Annotated in this window: 10 protein-coding genes; 1 reads left to right on the forward strand and 9 read right to left on the reverse strand. The window is 46.7% G+C overall.

Translation table 11 applies throughout. The annotated features are described in order from the left end of the window. The first annotated feature begins 213 nt into the window (after positions 1 to 213). Positions 214 to 993, forward strand: coding sequence for a TSUP family transporter (locus L3V36_RS11280; RefSeq protein ID WP_017080245.1), 780 nt, complete (start codon positions 214 to 216; stop codon positions 991 to 993). On the opposite strand, the gene L3V36_RS11285 is transcribed toward L3V36_RS11280, so the two are convergent. The 9 genes from L3V36_RS11285 to gltB all read right to left on the reverse strand — a co-directional run bounded on the left by L3V36_RS11285 (position 944) and on the right by gltB (position 12,857). Beyond that, positions 944 to 1,789 carry a LysR family transcriptional regulator gene (locus L3V36_RS11285; RefSeq protein ID WP_017080246.1) on the reverse strand — a complete coding sequence of 282 codons (846 nt, stop codon included), beginning with the start codon at positions 1,787 to 1,789 and terminating at the stop codon, positions 944 to 946. The two genes, L3V36_RS11280 and L3V36_RS11285, sit on opposite strands and share 50 nt — an antisense overlap. Before the next feature lie 126 nt (positions 1,790 to 1,915). Beyond that, positions 1,916 to 2,497, reverse strand: coding sequence for a flavodoxin family protein (locus L3V36_RS11290; protein ID WP_102447113.1), 582 nt, complete (start codon positions 2,495 to 2,497; stop codon positions 1,916 to 1,918). 244 nt (positions 2,498 to 2,741) lie between these two features. Beyond that, positions 2,742 to 3,359 (reverse strand): TRIC cation channel family protein, encoded by a 618-nt coding sequence (locus L3V36_RS11295; protein ID WP_004734978.1) that lies wholly within the window; start codon positions 3,357 to 3,359, stop codon positions 2,742 to 2,744. 74 nt (positions 3,360 to 3,433) lie between these two features. Then, entirely contained in the window at positions 3,434 to 4,303 is an 870-nt protein-coding gene (gene btuF / locus L3V36_RS11300) for a vitamin B12 ABC transporter substrate-binding protein BtuF (protein ID WP_017080248.1), read from the reverse strand. A gap of 1 nt (position 4,304) precedes the next feature. Further along, the gene (locus L3V36_RS11305; protein WP_102447114.1) at positions 4,305 to 5,258 is read right to left on the reverse strand and encodes a cobalamin biosynthesis family protein; all 954 of its coding nucleotides are present in this window, start codon (positions 5,256 to 5,258) and stop codon (positions 4,305 to 4,307) included. A 10-nt stretch (positions 5,259 to 5,268) separates the two neighbouring features. Beyond that, positions 5,269 to 5,964 carry a 5'-methylthioadenosine/S-adenosylhomocysteine nucleosidase gene (gene mtnN / locus L3V36_RS11310; protein WP_017090520.1) on the reverse strand — a complete coding sequence of 232 codons (696 nt, stop codon included), beginning with the start codon at positions 5,962 to 5,964 and terminating at the stop codon, positions 5,269 to 5,271. Between the two features lie 127 nt (positions 5,965 to 6,091). Beyond that, a complete protein-coding gene (locus L3V36_RS11315; protein ID WP_017070085.1) occupies positions 6,092 to 6,520 on the reverse strand; it encodes a DUF1499 domain-containing protein in 429 nt (142 codons plus the stop codon). 444 nt (positions 6,521 to 6,964) lie between these two features. Continuing rightward, the gene (locus L3V36_RS11320; RefSeq protein WP_102447115.1) at positions 6,965 to 8,377 is read right to left on the reverse strand and encodes an FAD-dependent oxidoreductase; all 1,413 of its coding nucleotides are present in this window, start codon (positions 8,375 to 8,377) and stop codon (positions 6,965 to 6,967) included. A gap of 16 nt (positions 8,378 to 8,393) precedes the next feature. Further along, positions 8,394 to 12,857: a glutamate synthase large subunit gene (gene gltB / locus L3V36_RS11325; RefSeq protein ID WP_029222457.1), complete on the reverse strand. Its 4,464-nt coding sequence runs from the start codon at positions 12,855 to 12,857 to the stop codon at positions 8,394 to 8,396. Positions 12,858 to 12,880: the final 23 nt, after the last annotated feature.

The following is a 12,880-nucleotide window of genomic DNA, read 5'->3' on the forward strand; positions in this document are numbered from 1 at the left end:
AACGTGTATCGCTGTTAAGCGGATATAAATGCTCAAAGCCCACTCTTCGGAGTGGCTTTTTTATGTCTGTCATCTGGTGTCGGTTAAATAGTGAAAATCTGGTGATGGCTAAATGATGAAAAATTGGAATAGGTTACAATCTTGTGTTTCGTTGTTGATTGTTTGCTCACGGTGGTAAGTTGTCGCTTCACGAGAATTTAAGGCGTTGGGTATATGGAAATCACTCTAGAAATATTGGCTATCTTGTTTGTAGTTGCAACGGCGGCAGGCTTTATTGATGCAATGGCTGGCGGCGGTGGATTATTGACTCTACCAGCATTGCTAGCGGCAGGAGTACCACCAACGCAGGCACTGGCCACCAATAAACTTCAAAGTTCTTTTGGCAGCTTCTCCGCCAGTTGGTATTTCGTACGCAACGGTATCGTGAACATAAAAGAGATGCGTCTTGCCATTCTCTGTACCTTTATCGGTTCTGCGATTGGTGCTGAGTTAGTGCAGCATATTGATGCGAGCTTATTGACGAGCATGATCCCCTTACTGCTTATCGCCATCTCTCTCTATTTCCTATTAGCACCACAAACCAGAGCGTCTGAAGGTAAGCAAAAGATGTCTGAAGCCGTGTTTGCTTTGTGCATTGGTGGCGGTGTTGGTTTCTACGATGGCTTCTTTGGCCCAGGAACGGGTTCTATTTTCACGGTCTGTTTTGTCGCTATCGGCCATTTCTCTTTAGTGGATGCAACGGCACGTACTAAGGTTCTTAATTTCACTTCGAATATCGCAGCTTTAATTTTCTTTATTTTGGCTGGTTTACCCATTTGGGAATTAGGGTTAGTGATGGCTGTTGGTGGCTTTATGGGCGCTCAGCTTGGCGCTAAGGTCGTGGTGACAAAAGGGCAGAAATGGATTCGCCCCCTTGTGATCGTGATGTCGATGTTAATGGCGTCTAAACTGCTTTGGGAACAGCATCAACAATGGATTCTATCAGTATTTTAACTCGTGGAGACTGATAGCTGTTCGGCCTTACACAGATATGAATCGGTCGAATCAATCCCTTCAATTCGGCAAAACTAAACAGGTATTGAGGCTCAATATTGAGTGTTTTTACGATAGATAGCGGGATCAACGCTGGCCCTGTCCCACCCAACGCTAACTGGGCTGCTGCGGTGTAAGCATCCATCTCCATCAAGGGTTTGATGCCGAATTTTTCAAGCACAGATAACTGATACGAATTTGCCGGATTGGTCATGTCGTTAGTGATAACCATTGGAGGAAGCTCCGTTAATGGCGACTTACTCACTATGTAAAACGGCTCATCAAACAGGTGGAATGTCATCAACCCATGATGCGGCGGCAGTAAACCAGCACACAACCCTAAGGTCGCCTTGCCAGATTGCACTCGCTCTATGATTCTTGGGGTATGGTTAGTGGTAATGGTGATGTATTTATCTTGCTGGATAAATTGGCCCATCATCTCACCTAGATAACCTGCGATCAGCGACTTAGAGCTATCTAAGGTGATGAGAGTGGTATCTTCCAACTCTTGCTGCTCATAAATAAGACCACGAAGCTCATTGAATGCAGGGCCGATACTCTCGATTAATGCAATCGCATCTGGCGTCAGTTTGATCTGTCGACCACTCGGTTCTATGAGTTTCTTGCCTAACTTCTTTTCTAAATTCGCAATCCGTTTGCTGACCGCTGATTGGCTGATATAAAGCAAACTGCCGGTGCGGCTCATGGTTTTTGCTTTACTTAAAACCAATAGAGTTTCGATTCCTTCGAGTAGCATTGGGTTATATTCATGAAAGTTGGGAATGATTAAACCAAGTTACCTCAAACGCCATTCATTCTCTAGTCTGAGCACATAGATATCAGACAAGCTAGGGGTTTTGACGTTAGCTCGTTAATTAGCTAGTTAGGTTTTCTTAACTAGACTCGCGATGCGTTGGCCAAAATAGAAAGCGGTTTTAAGATCATTACTATTGATGTGATTATTGGTGCTCTCAGCCGTCTGATCATCACTGGCGACCAAACCAATACTTGAACCTGTGCGATTCAAACCTAAATCATCAATATGCTTTGAGATATCAAGCCCTGCCCAAATCATGCCATGCTGACAAGCCAGAGTGAAAAAGCTCAGTAGGGTTTGCTGTTGTTCACCGTTAAGGCTACCACCAGTGGTGAAACCTGCAGCGAGCTTATTTCGCCATGCTTTCTTACAGTAGGTATCACTGCTTGCATCCATAAAACTCTTAAACTGAGCCGCTGGTGAACCCATATAAGTCGGGGAGCCAAAGATAATGGCGTCACAGCTGTCTAATGCGCTGAGCTTATCGTCATTGTCATATCTTCCTTCGACTATTTCAGAAGAGAGCACCTCGATGAGCTGTGCTGAGTTAGATTGTTGAGTGTTAATGCCTTCAGCGATTGTCTCTGCGACTTGCTTAGTCGCTCCATTCTTAGAGAAGAAAACAATGCCCACTTTATTGATACTCATCTTGAACTCCCTTTTGCCAATGTTAGTAAATTAATTAATTTATAAAGTTATTTGTTTATTAATATAGCCTGTGAATTTGATAAGTAAACAAAAAACATTACTAACCTAGTGATGAATGAGTTAATGAGCTAACTAGAGTGTTAGGAAAGGAGGGGATCTTTGAATAATGGAAATAGAGGGGATAAGTACTTTGAAAGCGAATTAAAAAAGGCTCCTTTGCGGAGCCTCTTAGTCATCGTTCTATCTATTTGATAGCGAAGGTTGGCAATGACAAGTGCCAGCGAATTGCGCCAAGCCTAATCAATAGTGTTGTGAACACACCGGCTAAAAATGCGGTTTCTGAATCGTGCCCCATGAGAATCGCCATGGTATGAAAAGCACCACCAATGATACAAGCCGTGGCGTAGACTTCACTTCTTAAGATCATCGGCACTTCACGGGCAAGCACGTCACGGATAATACCGCCACCACAGCCTGTGATAACCCCCATGATAATAGCCACTAATGCCGAGTCTTGATAATTCAGCGCTTTCTCAACACCAATGCCAACAAATACGGCTAAGCCTATCGCATCACATACCGGCAATATCCACCAAGCCAGACGTTTAGGGCGTCTTACAATAATCATGGTCAGCAAACAGGTAGTGATAATGACCCAAAGGTAGGTGGTATCGGTGATCCAAAACACGGGAGTCGCACCCAATGCCATGTCACGGATAGTGCCGCCGCCAATCGCGGTCACACTGCCTAGAACGGCTACGCCAAAGGGGTCCATCTTAAGACGGCCAGCGACAAATACGCCTGAGACAGCAAAAATGGCAGTGCCAAATAAATCGATAATATAAAGCAGCATGGAGTCCATGATACTGGTGCTCTTATAGTTAAAATTGTAGGGACAGGTCGGTGGCGAATTGTACGAAAAAATGCAGCAAATAGTTAGTGATTTTGCCTAGCTCTATCGAAGAAATCGCATACTTGTTGGATCGCTTTCAAAGTTCTCGTTGTCGGGCGATTAATCCAGTCAGAATTGAGTGACCAAATCTGATTTTGAGCGACTGCTGGGATCTCGTCCTCCCAAGTTTGCCACATGGTTCCATTCTCAATTGCATGCTGAGAAGTGAAGATCACTTGCGGTTTCCTTAATACAACTTGTTCAATACCAACTTGAGGATAAGGGGAAGCACTGTCTTCGAAAATATTCTGGCCGCCACAAAACTCAAACACCTCACTTGGCCAGTGCCCTTGAGCGACGGTGATGATCGGCTTCTCACTTAGCTGATAAAAGTAGTTTACGGGCTCAGCATCTTTATATTTTAGTCTCAATGCGTTGAGTTGTTCTTTGTATTGCTTGGCATTGTTTTTCCCAATACTCGGATCACTGGAGTATTGGCTGAGTTGTTCAATATTGGTCGCAATGCTGTCTAGGCTTTTGGTTTTCGAGTAGTAAATATTAAACCCAAATTGCTCTAGTTTCGCGAGCTCTCTGGGCGGATTTCCCGCTGGCCACGCAAGAATTAAATCAGGTTGCAGTGCGATGATCTTCTCAACCTTGATACCTTGATAGTTTGCCACTTTTTCAAGCTGGTCTGCTTGTGGTGGGTAATCACTCCTCTCACTTACCGCAACAAGGTTATCACCTAAACCAGCACTGTACGCGAGTTCAGTGGCGTGAGGAGCAAGGCTTACTACGCGTTGAGCTGGCTGTACTTTTTCTGGAGTCAGCGATGTTTCTTCCGCAAATGATAAAGGCAGCCATAAGCTGGAAGACAAAAGAGTAAGGCTTGTAACAAGTGCTGAAGGTTTCACTCTAAATCCCTTGGTGAACAAATAGTAAGATTAGGCTTTGTAAAAATATCCAGATAGCAATACGACCAAACAGCAGCTTCTGAACCTGAGATAGATGCAGAGCTGATGGGGCGATTCTTCCACCCAATTTTGCGCGAATGGCTTTGGTGTTGTTGTAAATAGCAGGGCCACCCAATGATAATTCCAGCTTGTTGCCAACGGCCGTGATCAACCAAGCAGGCCCAGGCAGTGGCCAAGAACGGCTTTGGGCAAGCATCATCTTGAATGTGTGCATTGCTTTATCACCACATACGATCATCAAAGCAAACAAACGCATCGGTATGAATTCTAGGATAGCGACTATCTTGATAGCCGTTGAGCCGAACGGAGAAAATTGCTTGCGACTTGGCGACCAAGCTCGAGCTAACTCGACTACAAGGCGATACATTAAAGCCGCAATTCCACCACCAATGGCGTACCAGAATAAAACACATACCACATTGCGAGCATAACCCATGATGATGGTTTCAGCAGCGGCTTTGCCAAGCCCAAGTGATGAAAGTGATTCAGTTTGACGATTGACAACCGGAGCCAGTAACTGACGAGCGGCAGCTTTATCTTTTTGACCAAGCGCTTTGATCAGCTGATTTGCTAGCTTTTCATTATTGCGCCAATCAATCGCCAGTAATAACAGTGCTAATTCAAACAGTTGAGATTGCCAAACCAATGGTTGCAGTGCCAATAGAATTACCAGAGTCGGCAGTACCATTACGCCCCAGGCTAATGTGCCCGAGATTAAGCTTTGGGAATAGTTTTGGTTGTTATTAACCTTGCTTGCTAAAAGCTCAGCAAACTTATGCCATAAGGTCGTAGGGTGTGCGGCATGGGGGATAGGTAAAATCAAATGAAAAAGCAGTGCTCCCCACATTACAAGGAGCACGCCATTTGCAAATACCTGATCAAACAGTGTTTGCATGTCTAGTCGCTTACTTTAGTAGGGCAACCATCTTGATAACCATTTCTGAAGAGCTTTGAGCTGCTAGTGGCAGGAACTCTTCGAAGCTCATTGGTGATTCTTTGTCTGCAACGTCAGAGATTGCACGAACAACCACGAATGGTACTTGGAATTGGTGACAAGCTTGAGCGATAGCAGATGCTTCCATCTCTACAGCAACCACTGATGGGAAGTGCTTGCGGATGAACTCTTGGCGTTCTGCTGTGCAAACAAATGCGTCGCCAGTACAGATAAGACCGCGAACGGCGTGCTTATCTTCCATTTGCGCTAGTGCTTGTTCAGCAACAGCCATCAGTTTGTCGTCCGCTTTGAACGCTGCAGGTTGACCTGCCATTTGGCCGATTTCGTAACCGAAAGCTGTAACATCTGCATCGTGGTGACGAACTTCAGTTGAGATAACCACATCGCCAAGGTTCAGTGTTGAATCAAAACCGCCAGCAGAGCCCGTGTTCAGTACTACGTCTGGCTGGTATTCGCTTAGTAGGATTGAAGTACCCACTGCAGCGGCTACTTTACCAATGCCTGATTGAAGCAAAACAACGTCAACACCATTTATCTGACCAGAGAAAAAGGTACAACCGCCTTTATTAACTTCAGTAATGTCTGAAATTGCTGCCTTTAGGATCGCAACTTCTTGCTCCATTGCGCCAATGATGCCGATTTTCATGTGTAGTCTCTTAATAAATAATATTTAAACAGTAGAGCGAAATTGTAGCATGGATAAGAAGTGTCGAGCGACTGCCCAGAGGCACTTCTCATCCGAATAGCAGCGATTTATCTGCGTATTCTTTTATCTATTTGATCAGGCCTTCGCTTTTTAAGCTAGCGCGAAGTTGTTCAGCACGCTTTCGGTTTACGCCAAAATCAGAGTGACCAGTACGAGACTCTGAACGCACGATCAGTTTGCCATCAGTGATCTTAAGTTCTAAGTCATCGACAAAGCGCATGATGCGAGAGGTACATTCAACACGCAGGTAATCTTCTGTTTTACTCGCGGTTTTCGAACCTGGTAAGGTTAGTGCAACCTGCTCAATCGCATCTAGGTTTGCTGAATCTGATAACTCAAACGCGGCCAATGCATGCTGCTCACGGTCATCTTGAGTTGATACGCAGTTTGGTTTGTCTCCACAAGGTGATGAAGTTCTGTCTTTCATGTCCGTGATTCCTTGGCTGCAAGCGGTTAAAGTCAAAAGAGATAGAGAAAGGAGAGCGGCTTTTTTCATAGTGTTTCCTATGGCGTTGTTTTAGTTTTAATTCTAGTTATCGGTATTGGTTCTTTTGCGATTGTTCTAATTATTTATCGTTGTGCTTGTCATCAAACGTATCGAATTGAAAAAAGGATCCATGATTGGATCCTTTTTTATAGTAACGACCTGAGTAATAAAGGAAACCTTATACTAGGGCGTGTTGACCTTTCGTGGTTAAATTTTGTTCGAGATAAAAGCGTTTTAATCGCGGCGAGGGGGAAGTAGCCTAGTCACTCTAAGCAAATCTCCCTCAACAAAGAGTAAAACGCTTTTAGCCGAACCCTTCGGGCAGCGTTTGCTGGTCATTTCTACTACGTTATCGGCTTCTCATGTAGGCTAGCTACACATCGACGCCTCTGCCTTGTATAAATACCCAGCAACTCGCTGCAAAAATCAGCTCGAAAGATCAACACGCCCTGGTCACACTTCTAGGTAATCCAATATTCCTTCCGCGGCTTTGCGGCCTTCATCGATAGCGGTCACCACTAAGTCAGATCCTCGAACTGCATCACCACCTGCAAAGATCTTGCTGTTGGTGGTTTGGTATTGAAACTCTTGTTTGCCGGGTGCCTTGATGCGACCCCATTGATCGAGCTCTACACCAAATGGTTCTAGCCACTCCATTGCATGAGGTTGGAAACCAAATGCCATGATAACGGCGTCTGCTTCAAGAACATGCTCACTGCCTTCTACGGGTTCAGGGCGACGACGACCTGCGTCATCGGGTTCACCTAGCGCCGTTTTCACCACTTTGACGCCAGTAACATGACCAGATGAATCGGTTTCCAATGCTAATGGTTGAAGGTTGAACATGAACTTCACGCCTTCTTCTTTTGCATTCTTCACCTCACGGCGAGAGCCTGGCATGTTGGCTTCATCTCGGCGATAAGCACAAACAACGTTAGCTGCATGCTGACGAATAGACGTTCGCACACAGTCCATCGCGGTATCACCACCACCAAGCACGACCACCTTCTTGCCTTTCATGTCGATGAATGGTGTTGGGTTGTCCAGTTCCATGACCATGTAAGTATTGGAAACAAGGAAGGGTAAAGCATCATAAACACCCGGTGCTTCTTCGTTGTCTAACCCAGCACGCATATTTTTATAGGTGCCAACACCTAAGAAAACGGCATCATAATCATCAACAAGTTGTTGCAACTGAACATCTTTACCGACTTCGGTATTCATTTTAAATTCGACACCCATACCACTAAAGATACGGCGACGGTTTTCCATGATGCCTTTCTCAAGCTTGAACGATGGGATACCAAACGTCAGCAGGCCACCGATCTCCGGGTAGCGGTCAAATACCACGGCCTTCACACCGTTTCGAACTAAGATATCAGCTGCAGCAAGACCAGCGGGGCCTGCGCCTATGATTGCGACCTTTTTGTCGGTCCATTCAACGTGAGACATGTCTGGTTTCCAGCCCATCTCAAACGCTTTGTCATTGATGTATTTTTCAATGTTGCCGATGGTTACTGCACCGAAATCGTCGTTGAGGGTACAAGAGCCTTCACATAGACGATCTTGAGGACAAACACGGCCGCAAACCTCAGGCAAGCTGTTGGTTTGGTGGGACAGTTCAGCCGCTTCGATAATGCGTCCCTCATTGGCAAGTTTGAGCCATTGAGGGATGTAGTTATGGACGGGGCACTTCCATTCACAGTAGGGGTTACCACAGTCTAAACAGCGGTCGGCCTGTGCCTTAGCTTGTTGTTTCGTGAAAGGTTCGTAGATCTCTACAAACTCAATCTTACGTATCTTGATTGGTTTCTTCGCTGGGTCTACGCGATTCACATCAATAAATTGGTATACATTCTGGCTCATGATTGGCTCCTTCCAATTATTGCGCTTGAACACGAAGTTCAGCAGAGCTGCGGCTTTGGTGACCGAGCAAGGTGTTGAGATCCGCCGTCTTCGGCTTCACTAAGTAGAACTTTGGAATCCATTCATCAAAGTTCGCCAGAATAGCTTCAGCGTGTACTGAGCCAGTCTCTTCTAAGTGCTCCGCAATTAAGCCGCGCAGGTGTTCTTGGTGGATAAATAGGTCAGACAGAGAAAGTGCTTCGACCGACTCGTTGTTTACACGGCCTTGGAAGTCTTCATTCTTGTCCATCACATAAGCAAACCCACCTGTCATACCGGCGCCGAAGTTCACTCCGGTTGCGCCAAGAATGGCAACAATACCACCGGTCATGTATTCACAGGCATTGTCACCTGCACCTTCAATCACGGCAACGGTGCCTGAGTTACGCACGCCAAATCGTTCGCCTGCAGTACCTGCTGCAAATAGCTTGCCTCCGGTCGCACCATACAAACAAGTGTTACCTATGATGGTCGCTTCGTTACAAACAAATGCAGTGCCTTGGTGAGGTTTGATAACCACCTTACCGCCCGCCATGCCTTTGCCGACATAGTCATTGGCATCACCCGTCAGATACAGCTCAACGCCGCCAGCGTTCCAAACCGCAAAGGATTGGCCCGCTGTACCATCGAGGTACAACTTAATTGGTGAGCCCGCCATGCCTTGGTTACCGTAGCGTTTCGCTATTTCGCCAGAGATACGAGCGCCAATCGAGCGATCGGTGTTGATCACGTTGTAGTAAAGGCTGGTGGATTGACGTTTCTCAATCGCATCGATTGCGTCATCAAGGATCTGTTGGTTGAGTTGAGCTTTATCAAACGGTGCGTTTGGCTCTGTCCAAAACAGTGGGTGACCTTCCGCAGATACCGGAGCTTCGAGTATTGAAGAGAGATCGAGCTTGCTCTGTTTCGCAGTGAGGCCTTGAACGGCTTCAAGGAGATCAGTACGACCTATTAGGTCAGTGAGTTTTTCTACGCCAAGTTCTGCAAGGTATTGACGTACTTCATCGGCTAGGCCGGTAAAGTAGTTCACTACCATGTCTGGTAGGCCTTTGAAGTATTCACGACGTAGGGTTTCATCTTGAGTCGCAACACCCGTCGCACAGTTATTTAGGTGACAAATTCTTAAGAACTTACAACCCATCGCCACCATAGGCGCGGTACCAAAACCAAAGCTTTCTGCGCCTAAAATCGCGCCCTTGATAACATCGAGGCCAGTTTTTAAACCCCCATCGACTTGCAAGCGGATCTTATGACGAAGCCCGTTGGCGACGAGTGCTTGCTGGGTTTCGGCTAAACCAAGCTCCCAAGGACAACCTGCGTATTTCACCGAGGTCAGTGGGCTTGCTGCAGTACCACCATCGTAACCGGAGATCGTAATCAAGTCGGCATAAGCTTTCGCTACACCTGTGGCAATGGTGCCTACACCTGGCTCAGATACTAACTTCACTGAAACCAAGGCTTTAGGGTTAACTTGCTTAAGGTCGAAAATCAGCTGCGCCAGATCCTCGATAGAATAAATATCGTGATGCGGAGGAGGAGAGATCAGAGTCACGCCTTGAACTGAGTATCTCAGCTTAGCGATTTCTGCCGTGACCTTATGACCAGGTAGCTGACCGCCTTCTCCTGGCTTCGCACCTTGTGCGACTTTGATTTGTAGAACATCCGCATTGGTTAAGTAATGTGGCGTTACACCAAAGCGACCGGAAGCTATCTGCTTGATACGAGAATTACGATCAGTACCAAAGCGTCGTGGATCTTCACCACCTTCACCAGAGTTGGAGTAGCCTCCTAATCGGTTCATCGCCATGGCCAGTGCTTCATGAGCTTCAGGGCTCAAGGCACCAATCGACATCGCTGCAGAGTCGAAGCGTTTAAAGAGATCACTGCTCGGTTCGACTTTTTCTAATGCTAGAGGTTGAGCTGCTTTTTTAAGGCTCATTAAGTCACGTAGCATGGCAGCAGGACGAGCATTAACTTGCTTCGCAAAAGATTGATAATCTGATGTTTCGCCTGTCTTTACGGCGGTTTGTAAGGTACTGACTACGTCTGGGTTGTAGGCGTGGTATTCACCGCCATGTACGTATTTGAGCAAGCCACCATGTTCCAGTGGTTTACGTTTAGTCCATGCTTTACGAGATAGGTTATAGATATCTTGTTGGAAGTCGCTAAAGCTAGCGCCTTGGATACGAGTCGTTACGCCTCGGAAACACAAGTCAACGACATCGGTATGCAAACCGACCGCCTCAAATAATTGCGAGCAGCGATAAGAAGCAATCGTCGAGATACCCATCTTCGACATGATCTTATACAGACCTTTGTTGATGCCGTTTTGGTAATTTTGCAATGCAGTGCGATAGTCTTTATTTAATGAACCATCGTCCAACATTTTGCCCAATGCTTCATAAGCGAGATATGGATAAACTGCGGTTGCACCGAAGCCAAGCAGTACTGCAAATTGGTGTGGGTCGCGTGCAGTTGCTGTTTCAACCACGATGTTAGCATCACAACGTAGGTTGTTGTCAGCAAGTCTGGTTTGCACCGCACCTACAGCCATCGCTGCTGGAACCGGGAGCTTGCCTTTCTCTAAGTGCTTGTCTGAAAGTACAATCAAAACAGCACCATCACGGACCTCTTGCACCGCACGATCACACAAGTCATTAATGGCTTGTTCGAGATCTTTATCAGCAGGATCATAGTGCATGCTAAGAATCGCGTGGCCATAGTGTTTTTGATTTAACTGCAGAAGTTGCTGCATGTCAGAGTAGACCAGAACTGGCGAATTAAATGTCACACGGTAGGCGTGACCGTCTGTTTCGCAGAACACGTTCATCTCTTGGCCGATACTGGTGGCTAAAGACATAACATGCTTTTCACGCAGTGGATCAATCGGTGGGTTGGTGACCTGTGCAAACATTTGACGGAAATAGTCAGTGACGAGACGTTCTTTCGAAGAGAGAACAGCCATCGGCGTATCATCGCCCATCGAGCCTACGGCCTCTTGTCCCATATCACCAAGCACACGCAGTACTTGGTCCGACTCTTCGTTGCTCATCGCAAACTGTTTTTGGTAGGTCTTGAGCGTGTCATCGTCAAAGCTGCGCTTACCGACTTGCTCATCGGGCAGATCGGAAAACGGTGTGAGTTTGTGAACGTTCTTTTCCATCCACTCTTTATAGGGATGGCGACCTTTAAGGTCATTATCGATCTCGTTAGATTGCCACAGTTTACCGCGGCGCGTATCTATGACGAGTAGTTCACCCGGGCCGACACGCCCTTTCTCTGCCACTTCGTCTGGCGCGTAATTCCAGATGCCCACTTCAGAGGCCAGCGTGATCAGATTGTCTTTGGTAATCACATAACGCGCAGGGCGTAAGCCGTTTCTATCTAGGTTACACGCAGCGTAACGACCGTCAGAAAGGACGATACCTGCAGGGCCATCCCACGGTTCCATGTGCTTGGAGTTGAAGTCGTAGAATGCACGCAGATCGGGATCCATGTCTGGGTGGTTTTGCCAAGCGGGCGGCACGAGCATACGCATCGCTCGGAATACATCCATACCACCGGCAAGGAACAGGTCGAGCATGTTATCTAGGCTTGATGAATCTGAGCCTGTCTCATTCACAAAGGGTGCGGCCGTTTGTAAATCGGGCAGCAGTGGTGAAGAGAATTTATAGGCACGAGCTTTAGCCCACTGACGGTTACCTTCGATGGTATTGATCTCACCATTGTGCGCCAAATAGCGGAATGGCTGAGCCAGTGGCCAACGCGGCTGAGTATTGGTTGAGAAGCGCTGGTGGAACAGGCATATCGCCGATTCCATACGTAAGTCTGCAAGATCGAGGTAAAATCGCGGAAGATCGGCCGGCATACACAGGCCTTTGTAAACCATGACTTGTGTCGAAAGGCTACAAATATAGAAATCTTTGTCTTCGGTGATCTGTTTTTCAATTCGACGACGAGCGATATAAAGGCGTCGTTCAATATCGCGTTCACGCCACCCAGCAGGTGCCGAGATAAACACTTGCTGAATATTGGGAACGGAATCTTTGGCGATTGGGCCTAATACGTCGGTGTTGGTCGGCACGACACGCCAACCTGCAACGGTTAACGTTTCTTGCGCGAGCTCTTTATTGACGATGTCTTGCGCGGATTGCGCTTTGATTGGGTCTTGGCTGAAGAAAATCATGCCGACAGCGTATTGCTTGCCGAGCTTGAAGTTATTCTCTTCTGCAATAATTCTGAGATAAGAGTCTGGCTTCTGTAGCAATAAGCCACAGCCATCTCCTGTTTTACCATCCGCAGCAATACCACCACGGTGTGTCATGCGATCGAGGGCTGAAATAGCAGTTCGTACCAACTTATGACTCGGTTGGCCTTCCATTTGCGCTATTAAACCAAATCCACAGTTGTCTTTTTCAAGACTAGGATCATATAGAGCCATTGCAATTCTCCCTTTTGCTTCTC

Source organism: Vibrio sp. G-C-1 (assembly GCF_021728015.1).
Taxonomy (GTDB): Bacteria; Pseudomonadota; Gammaproteobacteria; order Enterobacterales; family Vibrionaceae; genus Vibrio; species Vibrio splendidus.